This window comes from Rhizobacter sp. LjRoot28 (genome assembly GCF_964253025.1).
Taxonomy (GTDB): domain Bacteria; phylum Pseudomonadota; class Gammaproteobacteria; order Burkholderiales; family Burkholderiaceae_C; genus Rhizobacter.
The window spans coordinates 3164954-3190598 of record NZ_CAXUQC020000001.1; the positions used below are offsets into that span (position 1 = coordinate 3164954).

The 25645-nt window shown below is 69.2% G+C and carries 26 protein-coding genes; 15 read left to right on the forward strand and 11 right to left on the reverse strand.

The window, feature by feature from the left end; genetic code table 11:
* Window positions 1-111: 111 nt before the first annotated feature.
* The 3 genes from xylF to ACSQ2F_RS14515 all read left to right on the forward strand — a co-directional run bounded on the left by xylF (window position 112) and on the right by ACSQ2F_RS14515 (window position 3134).
* Window positions 112-1137, forward strand: coding sequence for a D-xylose ABC transporter substrate-binding protein (gene xylF, locus ACSQ2F_RS14505; protein WP_436023980.1), 1026 nt, complete (start codon window positions 112-114; stop codon window positions 1135-1137).
* A 63-nt stretch (window positions 1138-1200) separates the two neighbouring features.
* Window positions 1201-2385, forward strand: coding sequence for a sugar ABC transporter permease (locus tag ACSQ2F_RS14510; RefSeq protein ID WP_436023982.1), 1185 nt, complete (start codon window positions 1201-1203; stop codon window positions 2383-2385).
* Window positions 2382-3134: an ATP-binding cassette domain-containing protein gene (locus ACSQ2F_RS14515; RefSeq protein WP_436023984.1), complete on the forward strand. Its 753-nt coding sequence runs from the start codon at window positions 2382-2384 to the stop codon at window positions 3132-3134. The genes ACSQ2F_RS14510 and ACSQ2F_RS14515 overlap by 4 nt, the downstream gene beginning before the upstream one ends.
* Before the next feature lie 426 nt (window positions 3135-3560).
* Here ACSQ2F_RS14515 and argB read toward each other — a convergent pair whose 3' ends face one another.
* On the reverse strand, window positions 3561-4499 hold the full coding sequence (argB, locus tag ACSQ2F_RS14520; protein ID WP_436023986.1) for an acetylglutamate kinase: 939 nt from the start codon (window positions 4497-4499) through the stop codon (window positions 3561-3563).
* A 149-nt stretch (window positions 4500-4648) separates the two neighbouring features.
* Here argB and ACSQ2F_RS14525 point away from each other — a divergent pair, with 149 nt between their 5' ends.
* Complete coding sequence (locus tag ACSQ2F_RS14525) at window positions 4649-5167, forward strand: phasin family protein (RefSeq protein WP_436023988.1); 519 nt, start codon at window positions 4649-4651, stop codon at window positions 5165-5167.
* Window positions 5168-5185: 18 nt separating this feature from the next.
* Here ACSQ2F_RS14525 and ACSQ2F_RS14530 read toward each other — a convergent pair whose 3' ends face one another.
* Together ACSQ2F_RS14530 and ACSQ2F_RS14535 are read right to left on the reverse strand one after the other, a co-directional pair.
* Window positions 5186-5803: a hypothetical protein gene (locus tag ACSQ2F_RS14530; RefSeq protein WP_436023990.1), complete on the reverse strand. Its 618-nt coding sequence runs from the start codon at window positions 5801-5803 to the stop codon at window positions 5186-5188.
* A 78-nt stretch (window positions 5804-5881) separates the two neighbouring features.
* Window positions 5882-6343, reverse strand: a complete 462-nt coding sequence (locus ACSQ2F_RS14535) for a YqaA family protein (RefSeq protein WP_436023992.1) — start codon at window positions 6341-6343, stop codon at window positions 5882-5884.
* Between the two features lie 109 nt (window positions 6344-6452).
* On the opposite strand from ACSQ2F_RS14535, the gene dusB reads away from it, so the two are divergent.
* The 6 genes from dusB (at window position 6453) to ruvC (ending at window position 11597) form a co-directional block, all read left to right on the forward strand.
* Window positions 6453-7496, forward strand: a complete 1044-nt coding sequence (gene dusB / locus ACSQ2F_RS14540) for a tRNA dihydrouridine synthase DusB (protein ID WP_436023994.1) — start codon at window positions 6453-6455, stop codon at window positions 7494-7496.
* Between the two features lie 37 nt (window positions 7497-7533).
* Entirely contained in the window at window positions 7534-7770 is a 237-nt protein-coding gene (locus ACSQ2F_RS14545) for a helix-turn-helix domain-containing protein (protein ID WP_436023996.1), read from the forward strand.
* Window positions 7771-7861: 91 nt separating this feature from the next.
* Window positions 7862-9445, forward strand: coding sequence for a bifunctional phosphoribosylaminoimidazolecarboxamide formyltransferase/IMP cyclohydrolase (gene purH, locus ACSQ2F_RS14550; protein WP_436023998.1), 1584 nt, complete (start codon window positions 7862-7864; stop codon window positions 9443-9445).
* Between the two features lie 21 nt (window positions 9446-9466).
* The gene (locus tag ACSQ2F_RS14555) at window positions 9467-10087 is read left to right on the forward strand and encodes a lysophospholipid acyltransferase family protein (RefSeq protein ID WP_436024000.1); all 621 of its coding nucleotides are present in this window, start codon (window positions 9467-9469) and stop codon (window positions 10085-10087) included.
* A complete protein-coding gene (locus ACSQ2F_RS14560; RefSeq protein ID WP_436024002.1) occupies window positions 10087-11052 on the forward strand; it encodes a phosphatidate cytidylyltransferase in 966 nt (321 codons plus the stop codon). The genes ACSQ2F_RS14555 and ACSQ2F_RS14560 overlap by 1 nt, the downstream gene beginning before the upstream one ends.
* Entirely contained in the window at window positions 11049-11597 is a 549-nt protein-coding gene (ruvC, locus tag ACSQ2F_RS14565) for a crossover junction endodeoxyribonuclease RuvC (protein WP_436024004.1), read from the forward strand. Before ACSQ2F_RS14560 ends, ruvC begins: the two co-directional genes overlap by 4 nt.
* Before the next feature lie 25 nt (window positions 11598-11622).
* Here the strand turns inward: ruvC and ACSQ2F_RS14570 are convergent, their stop codons facing one another.
* Genes ACSQ2F_RS14570 through ACSQ2F_RS14585 form a run of 4 tightly spaced genes read right to left on the reverse strand, consistent with a single transcriptional unit; the run spans window position 11623 to window position 16356 of the window.
* Complete coding sequence (locus tag ACSQ2F_RS14570; protein ID WP_436024006.1) at window positions 11623-12855, reverse strand: M20/M25/M40 family metallo-hydrolase; 1233 nt, start codon at window positions 12853-12855, stop codon at window positions 11623-11625.
* Window positions 12852-14627, reverse strand: coding sequence for a 2-oxo-4-hydroxy-4-carboxy-5-ureidoimidazoline decarboxylase (gene uraD, locus ACSQ2F_RS14575; RefSeq protein WP_436024008.1), 1776 nt, complete (start codon window positions 14625-14627; stop codon window positions 12852-12854). Before uraD ends, ACSQ2F_RS14570 begins: the two co-directional genes overlap by 4 nt.
* Window positions 14624-15610 (reverse strand): allantoinase PuuE, encoded by a 987-nt coding sequence (puuE, locus tag ACSQ2F_RS14580; RefSeq protein ID WP_436024010.1) that lies wholly within the window; start codon window positions 15608-15610, stop codon window positions 14624-14626. Before puuE ends, uraD begins: the two co-directional genes overlap by 4 nt.
* A complete protein-coding gene (locus ACSQ2F_RS14585) occupies window positions 15607-16356 on the reverse strand; it encodes a GntR family transcriptional regulator (protein ID WP_436024012.1) in 750 nt (249 codons plus the stop codon). Before ACSQ2F_RS14585 ends, puuE begins: the two co-directional genes overlap by 4 nt.
* Before the next feature lie 88 nt (window positions 16357-16444).
* Here ACSQ2F_RS14585 and uraH point away from each other — a divergent pair, with 88 nt between their 5' ends.
* Window positions 16445-16798, forward strand: coding sequence for a hydroxyisourate hydrolase (gene uraH / locus ACSQ2F_RS14590; RefSeq protein ID WP_436024014.1), 354 nt, complete (start codon window positions 16445-16447; stop codon window positions 16796-16798).
* A gap of 41 nt (window positions 16799-16839) precedes the next feature.
* The gene (locus ACSQ2F_RS14595) at window positions 16840-18042 is read left to right on the forward strand and encodes a urate hydroxylase PuuD (protein ID WP_436024016.1); all 1203 of its coding nucleotides are present in this window, start codon (window positions 16840-16842) and stop codon (window positions 18040-18042) included.
* A gap of 27 nt (window positions 18043-18069) precedes the next feature.
* On the opposite strand, the gene ACSQ2F_RS14600 is transcribed toward ACSQ2F_RS14595, so the two are convergent.
* From ACSQ2F_RS14600 to ACSQ2F_RS14615, 4 genes are read right to left on the reverse strand one after another with little or no spacing between them, the layout of a single operon-like run.
* Complete coding sequence (locus ACSQ2F_RS14600; protein WP_436024018.1) at window positions 18070-20658, reverse strand: ATP-binding protein; 2589 nt, start codon at window positions 20656-20658, stop codon at window positions 18070-18072.
* 50 nt (window positions 20659-20708) lie between these two features.
* Window positions 20709-21101 carry a group II truncated hemoglobin gene (locus ACSQ2F_RS14605; protein WP_436024020.1) on the reverse strand — a complete coding sequence of 131 codons (393 nt, stop codon included), beginning with the start codon at window positions 21099-21101 and terminating at the stop codon, window positions 20709-20711.
* Window positions 21101-21916 carry a MinD/ParA family protein gene (locus ACSQ2F_RS14610; protein ID WP_436024022.1) on the reverse strand — a complete coding sequence of 272 codons (816 nt, stop codon included), beginning with the start codon at window positions 21914-21916 and terminating at the stop codon, window positions 21101-21103. The genes ACSQ2F_RS14605 and ACSQ2F_RS14610 overlap by 1 nt, the downstream gene beginning before the upstream one ends.
* The gene (locus ACSQ2F_RS14615; RefSeq protein WP_436024024.1) at window positions 21913-22698 is read right to left on the reverse strand and encodes a GGDEF domain-containing protein; all 786 of its coding nucleotides are present in this window, start codon (window positions 22696-22698) and stop codon (window positions 21913-21915) included. The genes ACSQ2F_RS14610 and ACSQ2F_RS14615 overlap by 4 nt, the downstream gene beginning before the upstream one ends.
* A gap of 193 nt (window positions 22699-22891) precedes the next feature.
* Between ACSQ2F_RS14615 and ACSQ2F_RS14620 the strand changes: the two genes are divergently transcribed.
* From ACSQ2F_RS14620 to ACSQ2F_RS14630, 3 genes are read left to right on the forward strand one after another with little or no spacing between them, the layout of a single operon-like run.
* Complete coding sequence (locus ACSQ2F_RS14620; protein WP_436024026.1) at window positions 22892-23764, forward strand: CheR family methyltransferase; 873 nt, start codon at window positions 22892-22894, stop codon at window positions 23762-23764.
* 48 nt (window positions 23765-23812) lie between these two features.
* A complete protein-coding gene (gene cheD, locus ACSQ2F_RS14625; RefSeq protein WP_436024028.1) occupies window positions 23813-24454 on the forward strand; it encodes a chemoreceptor glutamine deamidase CheD in 642 nt (213 codons plus the stop codon).
* Window positions 24455-24504: 50 nt separating this feature from the next.
* Entirely contained in the window at window positions 24505-25593 is a 1089-nt protein-coding gene (locus ACSQ2F_RS14630; protein ID WP_436024030.1) for a protein-glutamate methylesterase/protein-glutamine glutaminase, read from the forward strand.
* Window positions 25594-25645 lie beyond the last annotated feature (52 nt).

Here is a 25645-nt window from a genome sequence, read left to right on the forward strand (position 1 = left end):
CAACCCCCCGGCTACCCCGCTTCATACTGCGCCCGAGCCGGCACACAGCGGCCTCGCCTCAAGCGTCCGGGCAATCGAAGCGACGCATCCATCGAAGCTGGGGGAACCGACATGAAGACCTTTCACAAAGCGCTCGCGGGCGCCATGTTCTCGGCATTGGCCAGCACCGCCCTGGCGCAGGCCACGGTGGGCGTGAGCTGGTCGAATTTCCAGGAGGAGCGGTGGAAGACCGACGAGGCCGCGATCAAGGCGCAGCTGGCCAAGCTGGGTGCCAAGTACATCAGCGCCGACGCCGGCGGCTCGCCCGAGAAGCAGATCTCCGACATCGACAGCCTGCTGGCCAAGGGTGCGACCTCGCTGATCATCCTCGCCATGGACAAGGACGCCATCGTGCCGGCGCTGGCCAAGGCGAAGCAGCGCAAGGTGCCGGTGGTGGCCTATGACCGCCTCATCGAACAGCCCGGCGTCTTCTACATCACGTTCGACAACAAGGAGGTGGGCCGCCTGCAGGCCAAGGCCGTTCTCGCCGCCAAGGGCAGCGGCAACTACGTGATGATCAAGGGCTCGCCCACCGACCCCAATGCCGACTTCCTGCGCGCGGGCCAGCAGGAAGTGCTGGCCGACGCCGTGGCCAAGGGCGCGGTGAAGATCGTCGGCGAGGAGTACACCGAGGGCTGGAAGCCGGAGGTGGCGCAGAAGAACATGGAGCAGATCCTCACCCGCAACGGCAACAAGGTGGATGCCGTGGTCGCGTCCAACGACGGCACCGCCGGCGGCGCCATTGCCGCGCTGTCCGCACGCGGCATCCGCGGCGTGCCCGTCTCCGGCCAGGACGGCGACCATGCGGCGCTCAACCGGGTGGCGCTCGGACTCCAGACCGTGTCGGTCTGGAAGGATGCCCGCGTGCTCGGACGGGAGGCAGCCGACGCCGCGGTGGCGCTCGCCGCCGGCAAGCCGGTCGCCGGCGCCGTCACCTGGGCGGAGGGCGAGAAGAAGGTGTCGATGAATTCGAAGTTCCTCAAGCCGGTGGCCATCACGGCCGCCAACCTCGACACCGTGGTGCAGGCCGGCTGGATCAGCAAGGCCGACCTCTGCCGCAACGTGGCCGCGGCCACGGCGCCAGCCGCCTGCAAGTGACCCCGCTGACGTCGGCGCCTGCGCGCCGACGTCCTTGTCGACGACGTTGCGCCCCTTTCCACGATGTTGAACCACTTGCAGATCAGCGCCCTCGACCTGCGGCTGACCTTGATGGCGGCCGTGCTCGTTGCGATGGCGGTCGTCTTCCACATGCTGAGCGGCGCGTTCCTCACGCCGGAGAACCTCTACAACCTGGCCCAGCAGACCGCCGTCGTCGGCATCGTCGCCACCGCGGTCGTGCTCATCATCGTGGCCCGCCACATCGACCTCTCGGTCGGCTCGGTGCTCGGCTTCGTCGGCGTGCTGATCGCCTTCCTGCAGTACAGCAAGGGATGGCACTGGGTGCCGGCCTCCCTGGCCGGCCTGGCGGTCGCGCTCGTCGTCGGGCTGTACCACGGCTGGCTCACGGCCTTCCTCGGCGTGCCGTCGTTCGTGGTTACCCTCGGCGGCCTGATGTCCTTCCGGGGTGCGGCGTTCCTCGTGGCTGACGGCAAGACGCAGCCGGTCACCGACCCCGACTTCCTGGCCTTGGGCGGCGGACTCGACGGCGCACTGGGACCGACCTGGAGTTGGCTGCTGGCTGCGGCGCTGGCCGTTCTCGTGGTCCACAACATCGCGGCGCGCCGCCGCAGCCGGGGCCGTCACGGCTTCTCGTTGCGGCCGCTGTGGTTCGACGTGCTGCTGGGGGCGTTCCTCGTCGCCGTCATCGTCGGGTTCGTCGCCCTCACCTGTGCCTATCAGCTGGACGGCAAGCCGGAGGCGCAGGGCGTGCCCGTTCCCGTGCTCATCTGGGGCACGGTCGTGGCCGGCATGGCCTTCATCGTGCGACGCACGCGCTTCGGTCGGTACGTGTTCGCCATTGGCGGCAACCCGGAGGCGGCGTTGCTGGTGGGCATCCCGGTACGCCGGGTCGTCCTGAAGCTGTTCCTGCTGTTGTCGGTGCTCGTCACCGTTGCTGCCGTCGTGTCCGTCGCACGCCTGAACGCGGGGACCAACTCGCTCGGCTCCAACATGGAGCTCTACGTGATCGCGGCCGCGGTGATCGGCGGCGTCGCGTTGTCGGGTGGCAGCGGCACCGTGCTGGGCTCGGTGCTCGGCGCCCTCATCATCCAGTTCCTCGAAAGCGGCCTCCTCCTGCTGGACGTGGGCATCGGCACCCGCATGGTCATCATCGGGCAGGTGCTCATCGCCGCCGTGGTGTTCGACGTGCTCTACCGCCGCTGGACCGGCGATCGGACGGCGGCATGACCACAACGCCTTTGATCGCGCTGCGCGGCATCCACAAGGCCTTCGGCGGCGTGCGCGCCGTCGACGATGTGTCGCTGCACCTGAACGCCGGCGAAGTGGTGGCCCTGCTCGGCCACAACGGCGCGGGCAAGAGCACCTTGATGAAGATGCTGGCCGGGGCCTACCCGATCGACGCCGGCGAGATCGTCGTCAACGGCAACGCGGCGCGCATCGCGTCGCCCGCGGCGTCGCAAGCCTTGGGCATCGAGACCATTCACCAGACGCTGGCCCTGGCCGACAACCTCGACAGCGTCGCCAACCTGTTCCTCGGCCGGGAGTTGCTCACCCGCTGGGGCACCATGGACGACGACGCGATGGAGGTGGCCGCACGCGAGGTCTTCCGCCGCCTCAACCCCAACTTCACGAACATTCGCGTGCCGGTGCGACTTCTCTCCGGCGGCCAGCGCCAGGTGGTGGCGATCTCCCGCGCGCTGCACTTCAATGCGCGGGTGCTCATCATGGACGAGCCCTGCGCCGCCCTCGGCCCGCACGAACGCACCATGGTCGCCGACCTCGTGCGCCGCCTCAAGGCGAGCGGCGTCGGCATCTTCCTCATCACGCACGACATGGCCGAGGTCACCGAACTCTCCGACCGCTACGCCGTCATGAAGAACGGTCGGCTCGTCGGCGAAGGTGACACGGCGGGTACGACCGAGGACGAACTCCTGGCGCTCATCATCTCCGGCCGGCGACCGCAGCGCGCCGCTTAGAGGCGAAGCGGCTTGCCGTGGCCGTTGTCCCTCACGGGAACGAGGCTCGGCGGCACCGCCGCGCCGGGACTCGGCCCGGCAGCCGAGTCCCTTTCTGGCGCGCCAGAAAGGAACCAAGAACGCTTGAACACCAGCTTCAGCTTATTCGTATCGTTGGTAATGTGAAGGTCTTACGCGCGATGAACGCCGAGGACTTCGCCAAGCCAGGACGTCTCTCCAGGTCTGCTTGATCAGAAGCTCTTGTGTGCGGGCGCTCGATCGACAACACCGCCCCGCGCCGCACACACAGGCCCTCGTGCCAAGGCCGTGCCGCCGAGCCCAGCAAGCGAAGCGAAGCGCCCCTCAAGCCACACGCGAGTCCGGGTCCCCCGGACGACCCGTGGCGCCCCCTGGGGGCAGGAGCGCCAGCGACTGGGGGGCCAACAGTCAGTGGCTGCGGATCATCGTGCCGTAGGCCTGCTCCGAGAGGATCTCCAGGAGCATGGAATGCGGCACGCGGCCGTCGATGATGTGGACGGCGTTGACGCCGTTCTTCGCGGCGTCGAGGGCGGAGGCGATCTTGGGCAGCATGCCGCCGCTGATGGTGCCGTCGGCGAAGAGGTCGTCGATCTCGCGCGCCGAGAGGTTGGTGAGCAGCTGGCCGGACTTGTCGAGCACGCCGGGGATGTTGGTCAGCATCATCAGCTTCTCGGCCTTGAGCACCTCGGCCAGCTTGCCGGCGACCACGTCGGCGTTGATGTTGTAGTTCTCGTTGTGCTCGCCGAAACCGAGCGGCGAGATCACGGGGATGAACTGGTCGTCCTGCAGGGCCTTGACCACCGACGGGTCGATGGAGACGATCTCGCCGACCTGGCCGACGTCGTGCACCAGGGTGGGGTCCTTGTGGTCCACCATGCGCAGCTTGCGGGCGCGGATGAGCCCGCCGTCACGGCCGGTCAAGCCCACGGCCTTGCCACCTGCGACGTTGATGAGGCCCACGATGTCCTGCTGCACCTGGCCGGCGAGCACCCATTCGACGACTTCCATCGTCTCCTCGTCGGTGACGCGCATGCCCTGGATGAAGGTGCCCTTCTTGCCGATCTTGGCAAGCGCGTCCTCGATCTGGGGGCCGCCCCCGTGAACCACCACCGGGTTCATGCCCACGAGCTTGAGCAGCACCACGTCTTCGGCGAAGTCCTGCTGCAGGGCCGGATCGGTCATGGCGTTGCCGCCGTACTTGATGACGATGGTCTTGCCGTGGAACTTGCGGATGTACGGCAGCGCCTGGGCCAGGATCTCGGCCTTGTCGCGCGGCGCGATGTGGGACAGGTCGGGGCCGCCGTCAAGCTCGGGGGCAGGCTTGGCAGCGGGGGGCTCGTTGTTCATTTGGCGGGCTTTCCGAAGAAGGAGAAAGTGGGACTCCGGCAAATTGTAGGGCGCGGCGGACCGAAGGAGCGCGCCGCGTAGAGTCGCCGCCCTAAACAAGACCGCACGCCGCTCCTATAGTGGGCCCTCATCCGACCGAAGGACCCCCGATGGTGAAGAAGACCGACAACCCCGATTTCGTGAACACCGTGCGCGACTCCGCCCAGCAGATCTGGCTGGCCGGGCTGGGCGCGTTCGCCAAGGCCCAGGCCGAAGGCAGCAAGGTCTTCGAGTCGCTCGTCAAGGAAGGCAGCACCGTGCAGCGCAAGACGCAGGCGGCTGCCGAGGACAAGTTCGGCGACGTCGGCGCCCGAATGAGCGGCATGGCGGGCGAGATGGGCGCCAAGGCCACGCAGCAGTGGGACAAGCTCGAGTCGATCTTCGAGGACCGCACGGCGCGTGCGCTGGAACGCCTCGGGGTGCCGACGGCGCGCTACGTGCAGGCGCTGGAGGCGCGCCTGGCCGCGCTGGAAGGCGTGGTGGCCGCGATGAGCGAAGCCAAGGCCGCGCCGCAGGGTGCGGCGGCCAAGCGGGCGGCCAGCAAGCGCGCGCCGGTCAAGCGCTCGGCAGCGCGCAGCGAAACCGCGGCCACGCCGCGCAAGACGCCGGTGCGCAAGCGCAGCGTCTGACGTGACGCCGCGGCCGGGTCAGTCGCGCGGCGCCTGACCCGCCTTGTCGCCGGCAGGCGGCGCGTCGGGCTCGACGGCGGCCTCGTCGAGCGGCGTGCGGTCGCTGCGCCCGGTGAACGAGCGCTCCCACTCCTCGCTCGCGCGCATGAAGGTGGTGACGCTCGCCTCCTCGACTTCCACTTCGCCTTCGGTGGCGCTGCGACGGACGGCGTCGCGTTCGTTCTCGACGCGTTCGCGATCGGCCACCGCCACGGCGGCCTTGGAGCGCAAGGTGGAGAGGCCCTCCACCGACCAGTCGGTGACCAGGGTGTCGAGCTGCTCGAGCGCGCGCCGGATCACCTTGACGGGCAGGTCGTCGAGGGCGAAACGCCCACGCTTTTCCAGGCCGCGCTCGAGCGCGCGCGCATGGCGCATCACCTGGCGAGACTCGGGGTGCTGGTCGAGCACCGCCGCCAGGTCTTGCCGCACGCGCTCCAGCTCAGATTTGTCGAGGGTGGACGCCCGGCGCGGCGTGCGGGCCTCGGGTTCCCGTGCCGCTCGCCCGAGCAGGCGTTGGATCCATCGGCGGGCACGGGCCCAGGTGCCGGTGGCACGGGCCGCGGGCCGTTTGGCGGAGGATGGGGTCGGAGCGCGCATCAACACGGGGGCAGGATCGGTTCAGTCACAGCAGCCATCGTGCCACACCCGCGCGCACAGGCCATCCCCCCAACACCGCTACAGCCACGCAGTGAACGCGGTCAAGGACGCATATCGGAGGAACTTGCCCACGGCCATGTAGGCCAGGCAGGGCCAGAACGGCAGGCGCAGCCAGCCCGCCACCGCGCACAGCGGGTCCCCCACCACCGGCACCCACGCGAGAAGGCAGGCCTTGGGCCCGAAGCGGGTGAGCCAGCGCAGGCCGCGATCGTGGCGGGGCGCGTCGGCCAGGCGCTCGTAGGCGCGCTCGGCGCCCCGCCCCATCCACCAGGTGACGGCGCCTCCCAGGGTGTTGCCGAGGGTGGCCGTGGCCAGCGCCGGCCAGAGCAGCGACGGGTCGAGGCGCAGCAGGCCGAAGAGCACCGCCTCGGACCCGAACGGCAGCAGCGTCGCCGACACGAAGGCGGAAACGAAGAGCCCCCCGAGGCCGTAGGCGGGCACCAGCAGCACCGCCTTCATCGACTCGATCAGGGTGTCCATGGCGGGGCATTATGCGCAGTCGGAAATGTCGTCCGGCCCCCTGCCGCCAGCGGCTATACTCTGCCTCTTTTTTCGGCAGACCCCACCCCCCTTTCGCCCGCTGCGCGCCATGAACATCGGCCCCATTTCCCTGCCGAACCGCCTGTTCGCCGCCCCCATGGCCGGGGTGACGGACCGGCCGTTCCGCCAGCTGTGCAAGCGGCTGGGCGCGGGATACGCCGTGAGCGAGATGGTGACGTCCCGGCGCGAGCTGTGGACGAGCCTCAAGACCTCGCGCCGCGCCAACCATGACGGCGAAGTGGCGCCCATCGCCGTGCAGATCGCCGGCACCGAACCGGGCATGATGGCCGAGGCGGCCGCGTACAACATCGACAACGGCGCCCAGATCATCGACATCAACATGGGCTGCCCGGCCAAGAAGGTGTGCACCAAGTGGGCCGGGTCCGCCCTGATGCAGGACGAGCCGCTCGCGCTTCAGATCGTGGAAGCGGTGGTGGCGGCCTGTGCCCCGCGCGGCGTGCCGGTCACCCTCAAGATGCGCACCGGCTGGTGCAACACCGAGCGCAACGCCGTGGCCATCGCCCGGGCCGCCGAACAGGCAGGCGTCGCCATGGTCACGGTGCACGGCCGCACCCGCGAGCAGGGCTACACCGGCCAGGCCGAGTACGACACCATCGCCGCGGTGAAGCAGGCGCTGCGCATCCCGGTGGTGGCCAACGGCGACATCGATTCCCCGGAGAAGGCGCGCGACGTCCTCGCCCGAACCGGCGCCGACGCCTTGATGATCGGCCGGGCCGCGCAGGGCCGGCCCTGGATCTTCCGCGAGATCGGCCACTTCCTCGCGACCGGCGAGCACCTGCCGCCGCCGAACACCGCCGAGGCGAAGGCCTGGCTGCTCGAGCACCTGCTCGACCACTACGGCCTCTATGGCGAGTACGCCGGCGTGCGCACGGCGCGCAAGCACATCGGCTGGGCGGTGCGCGCCCTGCCCGGCGGCGAGTCCTTCCGCCGCTTCATGAACACGCTCGAGACCTGCGACACGCAGGTCCGGGCCGTGACCGACTGGTTCGACGAACTGGCCGGTCAGCACCCGCGTCTGCCCACGAACGCCGGCGGGGTGCCTACCGCAACCGAAGAAGAACACACGACATGACAAACCAACACTGGGGAGCGTTTCCCACGGAGGCACGATGAGCAGGAAGCACATCGAGGAGTGCATCCGCGACAGCCTGGAGGCCTACTTCAAGGACCTGCGCGGCGTGGAACCCACGGCCATGTACGAAATGATGCTGAAGGTCACCGAGCGCCCGCTGCTCGACGTCGTCATGAAGCAGGCCGACGGCAACCAGAGCAAGGCCGCCGAATGGCTCGGCATCAACCGCAACACCCTGCGGCGCAAGCTGCTCGACCACAAGATGATCAAGTGACGCGTCGGGGCGCTTCGCCCCGCGCGCCAACCCGGCCCTGCCGGGCGCCTGTCTCGCCCCCCGTGGTGAGACCCACTTCCGAAAGCTCTCCATGCAAGCCCTCCTTTCCGTCTCCGACAAGACCGGCGTCCTCGACTTCGCCCGCGAACTGCACGCCCTGGGCATCAAGCTGCTCTCGACCGGCGGCACCGCCAAGCTGCTCGCCGATGCCGGCCTGCCCGTCACCGAAGTCGCCGACCACACCGGCTTTCCCGAGATGCTCGATGGCCGCGTCAAGACGCTGCACCCGAAGATCCACGGTGGCCTGCTGGCCCGCCGCGACCTGCCCGAGCACATGGCGGCCATCGCCCAGCACGGCATCCCGACCATCGATCTGCTGGTCGTGAACCTGTACCCGTTCGAATCGACCGTGGCCAAGCCCGGCTGCACCCTGGAAGACGCCATCGAGAACATCGACATCGGCGGCCCGGCGATGGTGCGCTCGGCAGCCAAGAACTGGAAGGACGTGGCGGTGCTGACCGACGCTTCCCAGTACGCCGGCGTGCTGGCCGAGCTCAAGGCCGGCGGCAGCGTCAGCACGAAGACGAAGTTCGCCCTGTCGGTGGCGGCGTTCAACCGCATCTCGAACTACGACGCGGCCATCAGCGACTACCTGTCCGCCTTGACCTACGAAGGCGAAGGCACGCCGACCCGCAGCGAGTATCCCGCCCAGAGCAACGCCCGCTTCGTGAAGCTGCAGGACCTGCGCTATGGCGAGAACCCGCACCAGAGCGCCGCGTTCTACCGCGACCTGCACCCCGCTCCGGGTTCGCTCGTCACAGCGCGCCAGCTGCAGGGCAAGGAGCTCTCGTACAACAACATCGCCGACGCCGACGCCGCCTGGGAGTGCGTGAAGAGCTTCGACACACCGGCCTGCGTGATCGTCAAGCATGCCAACCCCTGCGGCGTCGCCGTGGGCGCCAACGCCGCCGAGGCGTATGGCAAGGCCTTCAAGACCGACTCCACCTCCGCCTTCGGCGGCATCATCGCCTTCAACACCGAGCTGGATGCCGCTGGCGCTGCGCTCGTGGCCAAGCAGTTCGTCGAAGTGTTGATCGCGCCGTCGTTCACGCCAGAAGCGCTCGCGCTGTTCGCCTCCAAGCCCAACACCCGGGTGCTGCAGATCGCGCTGCCGCCGGGCGGGGCCACCGCCTGGGACCAGGGCCGCAACCTGCAGGACGTCAAGCGGGTCGGCTCCGGCCTGCTGATGCAGACCGCCGACAACCGCGAGCTCGCCACCTCCGAGCTGAAGGTCGTGAGCAGCAAGCAGCCGACGCCCGAGCAACTGACCGACCTGCTGTTTGCCTGGAAGGTCGCCAAGTACGTGAAGAGCAACGCCATCGTCTTCTGCGGCGGCGGCATGACGCTCGGCGTGGGCGCCGGCCAGATGAGCCGCATCGATTCCGCCCGCATTGCCAGCATCAAGGCCGAGAACGCCGGGCTGACCCTGCAAGGCTCGGCGGTGGCAAGCGACGCCTTCTTCCCGTTCCGCGACGGACTGGACGTGGTGGTGGACGCGGGCGCCACGGCCGTCATCCAGCCGGGTGGCAGCATGCGTGACGACGAGGTGATAGCCGCTGCCAACGAGCGTGGCATCGTGATGGTGCTCACGGGCGTGCGCCACTTCCGTCATTGAGGCATCGGTAACATCGGCTTCATGACACGTGCAGAAGCCGTTGGCCTCGCCCTCTCCACCCTGGCCCGCCTCATCACGGGGGCCCAGGGCCACTGGCACGGCTGCTCGCCCAAGGCCGAGCAGCGCATCTACTTCGCCAACCACCAGAGCCACTTCGACTGGGTGCTGATCTGGGCCGCCCTGCCCCGCGACCTGCGGGCGCATACGCGGCCCATCGCCGCACGGGACTACTGGACCGCCTCGCCGCTCAAGCACTGGATCACCCGCGAGGTGTTCAATGCCGTCTACGTGAGCCGCACGCGCAGCGAGGACGAAGACCCGCTCGAGCCGCTCGCCGAAGCGCTGCGCAACGGCGACTCGCTGGTGATCTTCCCGGAAGGCACCCGCGGCAACAAGGGCGATCCGGCGGCATTCAAGGCCGGCCTGTTCCACCTGGCCGAGCAATTCCCGGACGTCTACCTCATCCCGACCTGGATCGACAACGTGCAGCGGGTCATGCCCAAGGGCGAGGTGGTACCGGTGCCGATCCTCTGTTCGGTCACCTTCGGCGCACCGGTCCGGCTGGAGCCCGGCGAGGACAAGCGCAACTTCCTGAGCCGCGCCCGTGACGCGGTGCTGGCGCTGAAGAAGGAGGCCGCCTGATGGGCGCGCTGCGGCAGCTCACCGTCACCGAGCAGGTGGGCCTGCTCTTCGTGACCATCTTCGGCGTGCTCACCCTCGCCAGCATCGCCATCATGATGCGCTCCCTGCGCGACATGACGCCGGAACGACGTGCTCTGCACGACCGCCTCGTGGGCGACCTGCGCGCCGTGTGGATCGGCACGGTGCTGTTCTGGATCTCCTGGGCGCTCGGCGCGGTGGTCGCCACCCTGCTCTTCGCCGTGGTGTCGTTCCTGGTGTTTCGCGAGTACATCACCCTCACCCACACCCGCCGGGCGGATCACCGCGCCCTGCTCGCGGCGTTCTTCGTCGTGCTGCCGCTGCAGTACGTGCTGGCCGGCGGCCGGGCGTTCAACCTCTTCTCGGTCTTCATCCCGGTGTATGCCTTCGCGGCGCTGCCCATCCTGGCCGCCCTGGGCAACGACCCCACGCGTTTTCTCGAGCGCACGGCCAAGATCCAGTGGGGCACCATGGTCTGCGTGTACGGCATGAGCCATGCTCCCGCGCTGCTGCTGCTGAGCTTTCGCGGCTATGAGCAGCGCGGCGCCTTCCTCGTGCTGTACATCGTCCTCGTCGTGGCCGTCGCGCAGGTGGCCCAGGGTCTTGCCAGCCGCCGCATGCGGCGCCGCCCGGTGGCCCGTCACATCAGTCGCAGCTTCTCGTGGCGTGCCTGGGGCACAGGCGCCCTGGCCGGTGGCCTCGTGGGCGGCCTGCTCTACTGGGTCACGCCGTTCAAGCCGCCACAGGCCTTTCTGATCGGCGCCATCGCGGCCGGCTGCGGCACCCTCGGTGAGCTGGTCGTGAAGGCGATGAAGCGCGACGCGGGCGTCAAGCGCTGGGGCAAGGGCTCGGTCACCGGCGCCGTCGGCCTGCTCGACCGGGTGGCCGCCCTGTGCTTTGCCGCACCGGTGTTCTTCCACTCCGTCCGCTGGTATTTCGGCGCATGAGAGTCCTCGGCATTGACCCTGCGCTGCGGACCACCGGCTTCGGCGTCATCGATGTCGAAGGCACCCAGCTGCACTACGTGGCCAGCGGCACCATCAAGACCGATGCCGTCGACGCCGGCCTCCTGCCCGCCCGGCTGAAGATCATCTTCGACGGCGTGCGCGAGATCACCGAACGCTACCAACCCACCTGCGCTTCCATCGAGATCGTGTTCGTCAACGTGAATCCGCAGAGCACGCTGCTGCTGGGCCAGGCCCGTGGGGCCGCGATCACCGGCCTGGTGGCCGGCGGGCTGGCTGTGTCGGAGTACACCGCGGTCCAGATGAAGAAGGCGATCGCCGGCCATGGCCAGGCGCAGAAGGCGCAGATCCAGGAGATGGTGATGCGGCTGCTGCAGCTGCCGGGCCTGCCCGGCAAGGATGCCGCCGATGCCCTCGGACTGGCGATCTGCCACGCCCATGCTGCGCGCGCCTTCGCCGCCATCGACCGCGCCACCCAGCGCGAGGCCCGCACGACGGCGCAGTACAAAGGCGGCCGCAGCTACTGAGGCCCGAGCCGGCGCCGGCCGGGGCTCACGTCGCCGACAGCAGCTCCAGCAGCGTGCGCGCCACCACCTTGGTGGCCCCTCGCAGGTCGTCGAGCACGACATGCTCGTCTGCCCGCTTGGCGTTCGATTCGAGCAAGGTGCGTGGCCCTGCGCCGTAGATCACCGCCGGGATGCCGTGCTCTCCGTAGAGGCGCGCATCGGCATAGAGCGGCGTGCCCTGCTCCGGCACCGGCTCGCCGAACAGGGCCTCGGCATGGCGACGCAGCGCGTCCACCAGCGGTCGGTTCGCCGGCAAGGGCTTGAGCGGATGCGCCAGCAGCAGCCGCCGCACCTCGACCGTCACGCCCGGGCAGCCCGCAGCGGACTCTGCAATGACACGCCGCACCGCGGCTTCCACCTCGGTCGGTGTCTCCTCCGGGATCATGCGGCGGTCGAGCCGCAGCACCACCTTGCCCGGCACCACGTTCGTGTTGCTGCCGCCCTCGATGCGCCCGACGTTCAGGTAGGGGTGCGCGATGCCAGGCACCGTCGAACGGATGCCGCGGTGCACCTCGTTGAGTGCATACAGGGCCTGGAGGATGTGCACGGCAGCCTGCAGCGCATCGATGCCGGTGTCCGGAATGGCGGCGTGAGCAGCCCGGCCGTGCACCGTCACCTCCAGCTGAAGGCAGCCGTTGTGGGCCGTCACCACCTGGTGGCTGAAGCCGGCGGCCACCACGTAATCCGGCCGGGTGAGCCCCTGCGCGAGCAACCAACCGGGGCCGAGTTCGCCGCCGAATTCCTCGTCATAGGTGAAGTGCAACTCGAGCCCGCCCTTGAGCGGCAGCCCGAGCGACTCGAGCGCCCGCAGGGCGAAGGTGAAGGTGGCGAAATCGCTCTTGCTGACCGCGGCGGCGCGGCCGTACAGGCGGCCGTCGACCACTTCACCCCCATACGGATCGTGCGTCCACCCTTCTCCCGGCGGCACCACGTCGCCATGGGCGTTCAACGCAATCGTGGGGCCGGGCCCGTAGCGGCGCCGGACGATCAGGTTGGTGATGGACCCGAGGCCCGCCGCCCGCACGGTGTCGGCCGGCACCGGGTGCGCTTCGGCGACAAGACCGAACCCGGCCAGCAGGGCCGCCGTGCGCTCCGCGTGCGGTGCGTTGTCACCGGGCGGTGTGTCGGTCGGCACGCGCACGAGCTGCTGCAGGAAGGCCACCTCCTCGTCGAAGTGGGCGTCGATCCAGGTGTCGAGGGCGTCGAAGGGAAGCGTCATGGCGTGGGCATGGCCTGGGCCAGCTGGTCGATGAGGTGCTGGAAGGCAACGACGGCCAACTGCGCGTCGTCGCTGGTGACGGTCTCGAGCGGGTTGTGGCTGATGCCGCCATTGCCGCCGCGCACGAACAGCATGGCCTGCGGCATGATCTCGTGCAGCTTCATCGCGTCGTGGCCGGCCCCGCTCGGCAAGCGGAACACCGGCACGCCGGTGGCCAGCACGGCCGACTCCCAGCGCAGCTGCCAGGCGGCGTCCGACGGCGCGGCGGCGGCCCGCAAGGTCTCCTCGATCTGCACACGCAGGCCTCGCCGCTCCACGATCCCGTGCAGGGCGGCCAGCACGTCGGCGGCCAGGGCGTCACGTGCCGCATCGGTGCCGGCCCGCAAGTCGAGGCTGAACCGGCAGCGGCCCGGCACCACGTTGATCGAACCGTCGGGCACGTCCACCATGCCGATGGTGCCGACCACATCGGGCTGGGCCGACGCGCGCTGCTCGACGTAGAGCGCGAGCTCGGCCACTGCCAACGCCGCATCGCGACGGCGGTCCATGGGCGTGGTGCCGGCGTGGCTCGCGACACCGGTCACCTCGCCGCGATAGCGCACGCTCCCGTTGATGGAGCTCACCACGCCGAGCGGCAAGTCGAGCTCGGTCAGCACCGGCCCCTGCTCGATGTGCACCTCCACGAAGCCGAGGTAGCGTGCGGGATCGCGGCGCACGGCGTCGATGCCATCGACATCCAGCCCGGCCTCGGCCATGGCCTCGGCCAAGGTATGGCCGCCGGCATCTCGCTGCTGGAGCCAGCCGCGATCGAAGCGGCCCGTCACCGCGCTGGACGCGAGGAAGGTTGCCGGAAAGCGCTGCCCTTCTTCCTCGGCGAAGGCGACGAGCTCGATGGCGAAGGGCAACCGGCGTCCCCGCAGGTGGAGCTCGCGCACGGCGGCCATCGGCACGAAGATGCCCAGCCGGCCGTCGTAGCGGCCGGCGTTGCGCACGGTGTCGAAATGGCTGCCCGTCAGCAGACGCGGAGCCTCGGGGCTTGTGCCGTGGTAGACCCCGACCACGTTGCCCACGGCATCGACACCCACCTCGTCGAACCCGCAGTCGCTCATCCAGCGCTGAAGCTGCGCCTGGCAATCGAGGTGGGCCGGCGTGAGGTAGGTGACGGTGAGCTGGCCGAGCGGTTCGAACCCCGGGTCGGTATGCCGGGCCAGCAGCTCGGCGCAGTCCCACACCTGGTGGCCGAGGTGCGGCTCGATGCCCAGCTTGTCATTCAGCCGCAGTTCGGCGATGCGGTGCACCTGACGCAGGCACTCGCCGAACTCCGCGTCCGGATGCGCCGCCAGGCGCCGCTCCAAGGTGGCGATGATCTCCTGGCGCGAGAGGCCCGTGCCGCGCGGGCCCCGCACGGCCACGATGAAGGGCCAGCCGAACCGGGCCCGGTAGGCGGCGTTCAAGTCGCGCAGCCATTGCAGTTCCTCGGGCGAGCAGGCCGTGAGGCCCGCCCGCCGTTGCTCCTGGGCCGACTCGGCGGTCAGCCCGCCCTCCTCTGCCAGACGGCCGGCCAGTTCGGGGTGCGCCCGCAACAGGGCGAGCTGCGCCTCGCGAGGCGCCTCGCGCACCGCACGGGCCATGAGGTACTTCAACTGCGCGGCACTCGCGAAGGGCCGCTCATCGACGACGGCCTCCGCCACCCAGGGCGACAGTTCGTACAGGCCTTGCAGCCATTGCACCGCCGCATCACGCGGCGCGGCGTTGAGAGCGTCGAGGGTCATGAAGCATCCTGCGGTGCGGGGTGATGCGCTCGCCAGTGGCGCGCGATGTCGATGCGGCGGCACACCCAGACCTGCGGATGCTGCTGCACATGGTCGAGGAACCGCACCAGGCCCTTGAAGCGGCCCGGGCGCCCGAGCAGGCGGGAGTGCATGCCGATGCTGAGCATCTTGGGCCGGTCCAGGCCTTCGGGATCACCCTCCTCGTAGAGCACATCGAAGGCGTCGCGCAGGTACTGGAAGAAGTGGTCGCCCGTGTTGAAGCCTTGCGGCGAGGCGAAGCGCATGTCGTTGGTGTCGAGCGTGTACGGCACCACCAGCCGCTGTTCGGTGACGCCATCGCTGCGCAGCACCGGCATCCACAGCGGCAGGTCGTCGCCGTAGTAGTCGCTGTCGTACTCGTAGCCGCCTTGGTCGGCCAGCAGCCGGCGGGTGTTGGGGCTGTCGCGGCCGGTGTACCACCCGAGCGGCCAGGCGCCCTCCGTCAGCTCGCGGATGACGCGGGTGCTGAGCGCCATGTGCTCGCGCTCCTCGGCGGGCGGCATCTGCTGGTAGTGGATCCAGCGCCAACCGTGATTGGCGATCTCGTGCCCCCCCTCCACGAAGGCACGGGTCAGCTCCGGATGGCGCTGCAGGGCCATCCCCACGCCGAAGATGGTGAGCGGCCAACCGCGACGCTCGAACTCCCGCAACAGCCGCCATGCGCCGGCGCGTGTGCCGTATTCGTAGATGGACTCCATGCTCAGGTGGCGGTCGGGATACGCCTGCGCGCCGATGATCTCGGACAGGAAGGTCTCGGAGGCCGGGTCACCATGCAGGACGTTGTTCTCGCCGCCCTCCTCGTGGTTCAGCACGAACTGCACGGCGATGCGTGCGCCGCCGGGCCAACGCGCGTGCGGCGGGTGGCGGCCGTGGCCGACAAGGTCGCGCGGGTACGCCGGCGCAGGGCCGGGAGCGGAAGCAGGCAGGTCGGCGGAGGTGGTCATTGGCTTTCTGGATGGGGCCGCAGCACGGCGGCGAGGTCAGGCACGCGCGGCAGGGTCTGCAGGTTGTGTTCCACGTGCTCCAGGTGCGAGACCATCAGTCGCTCCGCCGCTCGGGCGTCGCGGCGCTCGATGGCGTCGACGATGGCCACATGCTCGGCCCAGGAGTGCTCGGCCGAATGGGCCGACTGGTACATGAGCGAGATGAGCGAACTGCGCGAGAGAAGGTCACGCAGGATGTCGGCGAGGGTGTCGTTGCCGAGCAGCCTGGCCAGCGTGACATGAAAGTCGGCGAGCAGCCGCGTGCGGCCGGGCACATCAGTGCGCTGCACCGCCGCGCGCTCCGCCTCGAGATGGCGGCGCAGCAGGGCGACCTGCTCGGCGGAGAGGCCGGCGGCGACACGGCGAATCATCGCGCCTTCGAGCATGCGGCGCACCTCGAACACCTGTCTTGCCTCCTCCACGCTGGGCTGGGCCACGCGCGCGCCGCGGGATTTCTCGAGCGTGATGAGCTTGTCGCGGCTGAGTTGGTGCAGCGCCTGCCGCACGATGGTGCGTGAAACCTTGAAGATGTCGGCGATCTTCTGTTCTGCGAGCCGCGTGCCGGGCATCAGGCGGCGCTCGACGATGGCGGCCGTGATGGCGTCGATGATGCGCTGCGCGATGTCGCGGCCGGACGCACCGGGGCCGGGCACCACGGACAAGGCCGGGGCACGCGATTTGCGGGGAACAGGGCCGGTTCGGGGCATGGGCGGGCAGCGCTCTGGAGCGGGCTTGCGTGGGCACACAAACTGTATACACTTTTGAGACTGCTGCAACCCCCGGTGTCGACCGACGATGGCCCAACTCACCACCCATGTGCTCGACACGATGAACGGCTGCCCTGCCGCAGGCATGCAGGTCGCCCTCTATCGCCTGGATGGCGCCAGCGCCGTGCTGCTGCGCGAGGTCACGCTCGACGCCGATGGGCGGGCGGGCGGCCCGATGCTCGATGCCAACGCGTTCCGTCCCGGCCGATACCGTCTTGTGTTTCAGGTGGCCGCCTACTTCCGCGGGCGCGGTGCGACGCTGGCCGAGCCACCCTTTCTTGAAGAGGTGCCGATCGAATTCGGCATGGACGCCCTGCAGCCCCACTACCACGTGCCGCTCCTCGCCAGCCCCTGGTCCTACACCACCTACCGCGGCAGCTGAGCGGCGTCGCCGATTCTGTATACAAAACGAGCGCGCCGCTGATGGACGTCTACCTGCTTGACTGGCTCAACCTGCTGCTGCGCTGGGCGCACGTCATCACCGCCGTGGCATGGATCGGCGCCTCGTTCCACTTCGTCGCGCTCGACAACAGCCTGACGCCGCCGGCGGACCCTTCGGCCCGTGACAAGGGCATCGGCGGCGAACTGTGGGCCGTGCATGGCGGTGGGTTCTACCACCAGCAGAAGTACCCGGTGTCTCCCCGGACGCTGCCCGAGCGTCTGCACTGGTCGATGTGGGAGAGCTATTCCACGTGGCTGACCGGATTCGCCCTGTTCACCGTGCTCTATCTCTTCAACGCGAGCACCTTCCTGATCGACCGCACGGTGCATGACTGGTCGCCTGCGGCCGCGGTGGCCTCGGCCCTCGGCCTGCTGGCGGGCTTCTGGGCGCTGTACGACCTCATCTGCCGGCTCTTCGGCCAGCGTGCCCACGGGGACAGGGTGGTCGGCGCGCTCGTCTTCGTGCTCGTGGTCGCCTCCGCCTGGCTCGCCTGCCAGCTCTTCGCCGGGCGGGCCGCCTATCTGCTCGTGGGGGCCATGCTCGCCACGACCATGAGCGGCAACGTGTTCTTCTGGATCATCCCCGGCCAGCGGAAGGTGGTGGCCGCGCTGCGCGCCGGCCAGCCGGTCGACCCGGTGCATGGACGCCGCGGCAAGCAGCGCAGCGTCCACAACACCTTCTTCACCCTGCCGGTGCTGATCGCGATGCTCAGCAACCATTTCGGTTTCCTGCATGGGTCGCCCCACAACTGGTTCTGGCTGGTGCTGGTGATGCTGGCCGGTGCGCTCATCCGCCTCTCATTCGTGCTGCGTCACAAGGCGCTGGCCTTCGGACAGCCGGTGCCGTGGCGTTGGGCGTGGTTCGGGGTTGCGCTGCTGGGCGGTGTGATCGTCGGCATGGCGCCCGCGGCACGCCCGCAGGCCGCCGCCTCCACGCCGACGTCGGCCACCTGGCCCGCCGTCCAGGCCGTGCTTGCCGAGCGCTGCATCGGTTGCCACAACGCCGGCCTTGCCAACAAGGGAATCGCCCTGGACGACGCCGCTTCGGTGGCGCGCCATGCCGTGCAAGTGCACCAGCAGGTCGTGACGCTGCGGCAGATGCCGCTCAACAACGCGACGGGCATGACCGACGCCGAGCGCGACCTGCTGAAGCGCTGGTTCGAGGCGGGCGCCTCGACACGCTGACCCGGAGCGACCCGGGACGACGCGCCGTCAAGGCGCCGAGTCCGCAGTCGGCGCCGGGCGACGGCCGTACCCGGCATGAGCAAGCAGCAGGCGTTCGACGTCACCATGGTCCACCGGCTTGACCAGGTGCGCGTCGAATCCGGCCTCGGTGGACCGTTGACGGTCCGCTTCCTGGCCGAACCCGCTGAGCGCGATGAGCAAGACGTCACCGCCCGCGGCATCGGCCCGGATCGACCTTGCGGCGGAGAGCCCATCCAGGATCGGCATCGCGATGTCGAGGATGGCGGCATGCGGCCGGAACTCGCGCGCCATGGCGACGGCACTCGCCCCGTCGGAGACGACCCGGGTTTCGTGGCCCGCGATTTCCATCAACATGGCGAGGCTCTGTGCGGCGTCTTCGTTGTCGTCGGCAATCAGCACGCGTTGCGCCAGGCCACGTGCGGCCGCCACCCCGCTCTCCGCCCCTGCTCCTGCCCGGCTGGCGGTCAATGGCGCGGCGATCGGCAGCCGCACGAGGAACACGCTGCCGAGGCCCAGGCCCTCGCTCCGGGCGTCCACGCGGCCGCCCTGGGCCTCGACGAGGCGGCGCACCAGCGTGAGGCCGATGCCCAGCCCGCCGCTGACCTGGGCGTGCGATCGATCGACCTGCTCGAACATGTTGAAGATGCGGTCGAGCTGGTCGGCGCGCAGGCCGATGCCGTTGTCAGCCACCCGCATCAGCGCCCACTCGCCTTCCCGTTCGAGCGAGACCGACAGCCGGCCGCCGGTAGGTGTGAACTTGGCGGCGTTGTTGAGCAGGTTGGTGATGACCTGCGCGAGTCGCACCGGATCGGCCAGCACCACCAGGTCCTCGCCCGGCAGCGTCAGCGAAAGTTCATGCGAGGCCTGTTCGATGAAGGGGCGGCTCGCATCGATGGCCAGGCTGATGGCCGAAGCCAGTGACACCCGCTCGGTCTGCAGCTCCACCGTGCCCCGGCTCAAGCGCGACAGGTCCAGCAGGTCATCGATCAGCCGGACCATGTGCTGCAACTGTCGCTCCATGAGGGCCCGGGTCTGCGCGATGACCGCCGGCTCGTCCCCGCGCAGCCGCTGAAGCGCCAGTGCATTGCGCACCGGGGCCAGGGGATTGCGCAGTTCATGGGCGAGCGTGGCCAGGAACTCGTCCTTCATGCGGCTGGCCTCGGCCAGCTCGGCGTTCAGCAACCGGTAGCGCTCCTCGTTCGATCGCAGCTCGGCCTCGGCGGCGGCCCGCTCGACCGCCGTGCGCGTTCGTGACGCAGCCTCGTGCATGAAGGCCAGTTCCTCGGCGGTCCAGTGCCGCGCCCGCTCATCGTGCACGAAGAGGACCGCCACCAGGCGTCCGCCTTCGAGCACCGGCACGTTGACGAAGGACCGGGCGTGCAGCGCCTCCAGGGCCGACGCCGACTCGGGGTCCGGCACACCCGGATCGAGCCGGACGTCCTGCACCACCGTTGCCTCGCCGCGCCGCAGGGCGTCGATGTGCTCGCCGTAGGCGGCCAGCGGCGTGATGCCGGCCAGCGACTCCACACCATCGGCGACCCAGTCACGCGCGACGTCCAGTTCTCCGGTGTCGTGCTGCACGGTCCCGTAGGCCGCCCGGCTGGCCTGCAGGTTCATGCCCACGATCCGTGCGCCCTCATAGCCCGCCTGGCCAGCGCCGGCCAGGCGGTCGGTCAACGCGGCCAGCGCATCGCGGCGGCGCTCGAGGCGAACCCGTTCGGTGATGTCGTAGCCACCGGTGAAGATGCCGGCCACCGTGCCATGCTCGTCCCGGACGGGCTGGTAGAGCAGGTCGACGTAGCGGTCCTCGGTTTCACCGGTCAGGCGAATGCGCAGTCCCTGGGCCGAGAACGCCTCCCCCTTGCGGTAGACGTCGTCGACCAGCGCGTGGAACCCCTGCGTGGCCAGCTCCGGAAAGGCGTCCTTGAAGCGTTGGCCCACCAGCGGGCGATCACCCGCGATGTGGACGAACGCGTCGTTCACGTACTCGTAGACGTGCTCGGGTCCTTTCATGAGGCCGACGAATCCGGGCATCTGCTGGAAGATCAGCCGCTGCCGTGCCGCCTCCTCCGCCGCGCGCCGCGCCGCCAGGACCGACTCGGTGATCTCGAAGCCCTGGTTGAACAACCCGACGATCTCACCGGTCTCGCCACGGATGGGCGAGGCGCTGAAATCCCACCACGTCACCTCGGCTCGACCGCGCCGCATCATGGGCAGCTCGACATGGCGCTGCGAAAAACCTTCGCCCGTGGCCATGGCGTGCATGAACGCCGGCGCAACCTGCTCCCACGCACTGTCCCAGACCTCGGCCACCGGCCGACCGAGCGCGGCGGGATGCCGGTCCGCCATGGAAGGGATGTAGGCGTCGTTGTAGAGCATGCGCAACTCGGGGCCCCACAGGACGGTGCCGAGCACCGGGGAGTTGAGGCACACCGACAGCATCGATCGCAGCGACTGGGGCCAGCCGTCCGGCGGTCCCATCGGCGTGGCGGCCCAGTCCTGCGCCCGCATCAGCGCGCCCATCCGGCCGCCGCCGGAGAGGAAGGAATGGCGGTGGGGGTCCCTTGCGGGCAGGGATGGGCGGCTGGCTGGCATCCCGCAGCATATCGTCTCCTCGTCGGCGTCGCCGGACGAGGGACCGGCGCTCAGCCGCCGCGGTTGCGCATGAAGTCGGCCGTCTTGAAGAAGGAGTCGTTCAGCCGGGCGCGCAGATCGGGGTCGACACCGAGTTCTTCCATGGCCTGGGCCATGCAGGCGAGCCATTCGTCGCGTTCGCGCAGGCCCACGGTGAACGGCATGTGCCGCGCACGCAGCCGCGGATGGCCGAAGCGCTCGACGTAGTGCGCCGGTCCGCCGAGCCACCCGCAGAGGAACCAGAAGAACTTCTGCCGGGAGTCGTCCAGCGAAGGCGGGTGCAATGCACGGATGCCGACGTAGCCGGGTTCCAGGTCCATCAGGTCGTAGAAGCGGTCGGCGAGCGCGCGCACGGCGGACTCGCCGCCGATCCATTCGAAGGGGGTGTCGTAGGGAGCAGACATCAGGGGCTGGACAGGCGGGTGGCCATGGCGACGATGGCCTTGGCGGCTTCGCACCCGGGGAAAGTCTCGATCATCAACTGGCGTTTCTGCACCGCTTCGCGCACCGAGGGGTCGGAAGGAATCTCGCCGATCAGCTCGAGTCGGAACGGTTGGGCGGGCGCGGCCAGCATCGGTGTGACGAAGCGATCGACCACCTGCTGCAGCTGGCTGCGGATGGCACGCCCCTCGCCCGCGCGGCCGACCTGGTTCACGACCATCAGCACGGCATGCCGCTGTTGCTGGGTGGCCAGCACCTTGATGGTGGCATAGGCGTCGGTGAGGGATGTCGGCTCGGGCGTGGCCACGACCAGCACCTCGTCGGCCAGCGACACGGCGTACAACACCACGTCGGAGATGCCGGCGCCGGTGTCGATGATGATGCGGTCGAAGCGAGGCGCGACGGTCTCGATGATCTCGAGCAGCTGGTCGCGCACTTCGGGCGTGAGGCGTGAGTACTCGACGAGGCCGGACCCGGCCAGCAGCACCGAGAAACCGCCCGGCGCCGGCAGGATGGCGTCGGCCAGCTGCGCCCGGCCGGTGAAGACGTCGTGCAGGGTGATCTTGGGCGACAGGTTCAGGACCACATCGAGGTTGGCCAGTCCGAGATCGGCATCCAGGACGAGCACACGCTCGCCCATGCGGGCCAGCGCCGCGGCCAGGTTGGCGGACACGAAGGTCTTGCCCACGCCGCCCTTGCCGCTGGTCACGGCCACGATGCGCGCCCGCTTGCCTGCGCTCGCCGCGAGCGGGCTGGAGGAGGTGGTGGGCGTTGTCATGGTTGGGAGTCGAAGTCGTGGAACTGGGACGTGCCGAACAGCAGCCCCTTTTCTTCTGCGGTGACCATGGACACCGGCGGTTGCTCCAGGCAGGCGCGGTTGCGGCCCTCGGCCTTGGCCCGGTAGAGCTGGCGATCGGCCCGCTCCATCCACAGCGCGATGGACGATCGCACCCACTGTGGTGCGAAGGCGCCACCGATGCTGATCGTCACGGCCAGGTCCTGCTGCGTGGGCAGCCGCACGCTGCCTCGTTCCACCTTGCGACGGATGCGCTCGGCCACGGCCTGGCCGAAGGCAGGCGGGCAGTTGGGCAGGATGACGGCGAATTCCTCGCCACCGTAGCGGGCCACCGTGTCCATGGGGCGCACGCAGTCGAGGAGCGCGTCGCCGACGAAGCGGATGACCTGGTCGCCCGCGGCATGGCCGTGGGTGTCGTTGACCTGCTTGAAGCGGTCGATGTCGACGGCCAGCACCAGGGCAGGTTCTCCCACGCGGGCCACGCGGTCGATCTCGCGCGACAGCGCCAGCTCGAAATGCCGGCGGTTCGCGAGCCCGGTGAGCGGATCGCGGCTGGAGAGGTCGCACAAGGCGTCGACCACGGCCTGAAGCCAGGCGGCCGAACCTTCGGGGCCGGCGTTGTCCAGGCGGTGCCCCGACTGGGCCAGCAACTGCAGCGCGGGCGCCAGGTTGAGCCGTTGCGGGCCCTCTTCCTGTCGGAAAGGCGCGGCCGGCGACGGCGCGGCAGCCGGGTCGGAGGGGTCGGAATGGAGGGGCGGATTCACTGCAGACGGCCTGATGCGGCGCAGTCTAGCAGCGGCTTCCGGCCCGAGGAATGAGAGATGCACCTCGATTCCGGCGCACCTCGGTCGTTTGACACACCTCAAGCTCCGCAGACTCCTGGCCGATATACCCAACACGTCCGAACCGCGTTGCCCGCGGTGCGGATGCGTTCAACCGTTCAACCCTGGAGCCTTCATGAGCGCTGCACTTCCTGCCGAACTGGCCGCCCTGCGCAGCCTGGCCCAACCCGGCGGGGACCAGGAATTCGCCTTCGGTGCCGAGGACTTCGAGCGCGTGCGCGCCCTCATCTACCAGCGCGCCGGCATCAGCCTGCATGCCGGCAAGCAGGCGATGGTCTACAGCCGCCTCTCGCGCCGCCTGCGCGAGACGGGCCAGACCTCCTTCGCCCGCTACCTGCAATGGCTGCAGAGCGCCACCGGCGCCGCCGCCGAGCAGGAATGGCAGGAGTTCGTCAACTGCCTGACCACCAACCTCACCTCGTTCTTCCGCGAGGAGCACCATTTCGTTTCCCTGCTGGCCGACCTCAAGGCGCGCGCCGGGCAGAACCTGCGCATCTGGTGCAACGCCGCCTCCACCGGCGAGGAGCCCTACACGATCGCCATGACCTGCGTGGAGGCGCTGGGCGCCAATGCGCCGGTGCGCATCATCGCGAGCGACATCGACACCAAGGTGCTGGCCACGGCCAGCCGCGGCGTGTACACCGCCGAATCACGCGGCCTCACCCCCGAGCGGCTGCGTGCCCACTTCCTGCGCGGCAAGGGCGAGAACAGCGGCTCGATCCGGGTGAAACCCGAACTCGCGCGGCTCATCGAGTTCCGTGTCCACAACCTGATGGACACCCGATGGTCGCTCGGCGAACCGTTCGACATCGTGTTCTGCCGCAACGTGATGATCTACTTCGACGCCCCCACGCAGCGCAAGGTGCTGGAGCGCATCCATGCGGTGATGAAACCCCGCGGCCTGCTCTTCGTGGGCCATTCCGAGAACTTCACTGAATCGAAGGATCTCTTCCGCCTGCGTGGCAAGACGATCTACGAGCGTGTCTGACGCCCCGGGCGAACGCACCCTCACCTCCTGGCGAAACCGGATCCTCCCATGGCCCTTCTCTCGACGACCAGCCCGCCGCCCTCACGGCTCGAGCGGCTGAAGGCCGCCCCCCGCAAGCCCGGCGAGGCCTCCTTCTTCTTCTACGACGCCCACTTCAAGAACGATGCGGTGAAGATCCTGCCCGGCGAGTACTTCGTGCACAACGAAGACATGCTGATCATGACCACGCTCGGCTCCTGCATCGCGGCCTGCATCTACGACCGCAATGCCAAGGTGGGCGGCATGAACCACTTCATGCTGCCCGACGGCGCCGGTGACTCCGGCCGCTACGGCTCCTATGCCATGGAACTGCTCATCAACGAGATGATGAAGCGGGGTGCGAGCCGGATGACCATGGAGGCCAAGGTCTTCGGCGGCGGCCAGGTGGTGAGCGGCATGACGACGATGAACGTCGGCGAGCGCAACACCAGCTTCGTGCTCGACTACCTGAAGACCGAACGCATCCCCGTCGTCTCCAAGGACGTGCTCGACGTGTACCCGCGCAAGGTGTGCTTCCTGCCCGGCAGCGGCAAGGCCATGGTCAAGCGCCTGGCGCCCACGAACGTGGATTCCCTCGTGGCGCAGGACCGTGCGGCCGCCCAGCGCGCCGTGCCCGCGGCCACCGGCGGCGGCTCGGTCGACCTCTTCTGACAACACTTCAAACTCCTCGAGCGAGCGCCCTCGGGCAAGGAGAACCCAACATGGAAAAAACCCGCGTGGTGGTGGTGGACGATTCGGCCCTCGTCCGCAGCCTGCTTACCGAGATCATCAATCGCCAGCCCGACATGGTCTGCGTGGGTGCCGCGGCCGACCCGCTCGTGGCGCGCGAGATGATCCGCGAAACCAATCCGGACGTGATCACGCTGGACGTGGAGATGCCGCGCATGGATGGCATCGACTTCCTCAGCAAGCTGATGCGCCTGCGCCCGATGCCGGTCGTCATGGTCTCGACCCTGACCGAACGCGGTGCCGAGGTAACCATGCGCGCGCTCGAGCTGGGCGCGGTGGACTTCGTCGCCAAGCCGAAGATCGGGATCGCCGACGGCCTGCGGCTGCTGGCCGAGGACATCACCGACAAGGTGCGCATCGCCTCGAAGGCCCACATCCGCAAGCACCACGCGCCGACGCCGGCGGCCCCCGGAGCACCCGCTGCGGCCCGCCCCGTGCCGGTCGCCGCGATCGGGCGACTCTCGACCGAGAAGATCATCTTCATCGGCGCCTCCACCGGTGGCACCGAAGCCACCAAGGAGGTGCTGGTGAACCTGCCGCCGGACAGCCCGGCCGTGGTCATCACCCAGCACATGCCGCCCGGTTTCACCCGCAGCTATGCCGCGCGCCTGGACGGCCTGTGCCGCATCAGCGTGAAGGAAGCGCAGGACGGCGAGCGCATTCTTCCGGGCCATGCCTACATCGCGCCGGGAGGCTTTCACCTGAGCGTCGAGCGCAGCGGCGCCAACTACATTGCCCGTGTGCAGGACGGCGAACCGGTGAACCGCCACAAGCCCTCCGTGGAGGTGCTGTTCAAGTCGGCCGCCCGCGTGGTGGGCCCCAACGCGGTGGGCATCATGCTGACCGGCATGGGCGCCGATGGTGCGCGCGCCATGAAAGAGCTGCGGGATGCCGGCAGCTACAACTACGTTCAGGACGAGGCCAGCTGCGTGGTCTTCGGCATGCCGCGTGAAGCGATCAATGCAGGCGCGGCGCACGAGGTGCTGCCGCTCACGCAGATCGCGCCCAAGCTCATCGAGCGACTGCGCTCGACCTCTGGCCTGTCGATGAACCGGGTCTGAGCGGTCAGCCGCTGGACGGCGGGCGAAGCGCCTGCGCCTTTCAGCGCGTCGC

Coding starts and splice junctions, on each gene's coding strand:
- ACSQ2F_RS14525 (WP_436023988.1), top strand. CDS start 4,649: ATGGTGAAGAAGACCGACAACCCCGATTTCGTGAACACCGTGCGCGAC.
- cheD (WP_436024028.1), top strand. CDS start 23,813: ATGGCCCTTCTCTCGACGACCAGCCCGCCGCCCTCACGGCTCGAGCGG.
- ACSQ2F_RS14630 (WP_436024030.1), top strand. CDS start 24,505: ATGGAAAAAACCCGCGTGGTGGTGGTGGACGATTCGGCCCTCGTCCGC.
- puuE (WP_436024010.1), bottom strand. CDS start 15,610: ATGACCACCTCCGCCGACCTGCCTGCTTCCGCTCCCGGCCCTGCGCCG.
- dusB (WP_436023994.1), top strand. CDS start 6,453: ATGAACATCGGCCCCATTTCCCTGCCGAACCGCCTGTTCGCCGCCCCC.
- purH (WP_436023998.1), top strand. CDS start 7,862: ATGCAAGCCCTCCTTTCCGTCTCCGACAAGACCGGCGTCCTCGACTTC.
- ruvC (WP_436024004.1), top strand. CDS start 11,049: ATGAGAGTCCTCGGCATTGACCCTGCGCTGCGGACCACCGGCTTCGGC.
- ACSQ2F_RS14545 (WP_436023996.1), top strand. CDS start 7,534: ATGAGCAGGAAGCACATCGAGGAGTGCATCCGCGACAGCCTGGAGGCC.
- ACSQ2F_RS14610 (WP_436024022.1), bottom strand. CDS start 21,916: ATGACAACGCCCACCACCTCCTCCAGCCCGCTCGCGGCGAGCGCAGGC.
- ACSQ2F_RS14570 (WP_436024006.1), bottom strand. CDS start 12,855: ATGACGCTTCCCTTCGACGCCCTCGACACCTGGATCGACGCCCACTTC.
- ACSQ2F_RS14605 (WP_436024020.1), bottom strand. CDS start 21,101: ATGTCTGCTCCCTACGACACCCCCTTCGAATGGATCGGCGGCGAGTCC.
- ACSQ2F_RS14585 (WP_436024012.1), bottom strand. CDS start 16,356: ATGCCCCGAACCGGCCCTGTTCCCCGCAAATCGCGTGCCCCGGCCTTG.
- ACSQ2F_RS14555 (WP_436024000.1), top strand. CDS start 9,467: ATGACACGTGCAGAAGCCGTTGGCCTCGCCCTCTCCACCCTGGCCCGC.
- uraD (WP_436024008.1), bottom strand. CDS start 14,627: ATGACCCTCGACGCTCTCAACGCCGCGCCGCGTGATGCGGCGGTGCAA.
- xylF (WP_436023980.1), top strand. CDS start 112: ATGAAGACCTTTCACAAAGCGCTCGCGGGCGCCATGTTCTCGGCATTG.
- ACSQ2F_RS14515 (WP_436023984.1), top strand. CDS start 2,382: ATGACCACAACGCCTTTGATCGCGCTGCGCGGCATCCACAAGGCCTTC.
- ACSQ2F_RS14510 (WP_436023982.1), top strand. CDS start 1,201: ATGTTGAACCACTTGCAGATCAGCGCCCTCGACCTGCGGCTGACCTTG.
- ACSQ2F_RS14535 (WP_436023992.1), bottom strand. CDS start 6,343: ATGGACACCCTGATCGAGTCGATGAAGGCGGTGCTGCTGGTGCCCGCC.
- ACSQ2F_RS14620 (WP_436024026.1), top strand. CDS start 22,892: ATGAGCGCTGCACTTCCTGCCGAACTGGCCGCCCTGCGCAGCCTGGCC.
- ACSQ2F_RS14560 (WP_436024002.1), top strand. CDS start 10,087: ATGGGCGCGCTGCGGCAGCTCACCGTCACCGAGCAGGTGGGCCTGCTC.
- uraH (WP_436024014.1), top strand. CDS start 16,445: ATGGCCCAACTCACCACCCATGTGCTCGACACGATGAACGGCTGCCCT.
- ACSQ2F_RS14600 (WP_436024018.1), bottom strand. CDS start 20,658: ATGCCAGCCAGCCGCCCATCCCTGCCCGCAAGGGACCCCCACCGCCAT.
- argB (WP_436023986.1), bottom strand. CDS start 4,499: ATGAACAACGAGCCCCCCGCTGCCAAGCCTGCCCCCGAGCTTGACGGC.
- ACSQ2F_RS14530 (WP_436023990.1), bottom strand. CDS start 5,803: ATGCGCGCTCCGACCCCATCCTCCGCCAAACGGCCCGCGGCCCGTGCC.
- ACSQ2F_RS14595 (WP_436024016.1), top strand. CDS start 16,840: ATGGACGTCTACCTGCTTGACTGGCTCAACCTGCTGCTGCGCTGGGCG.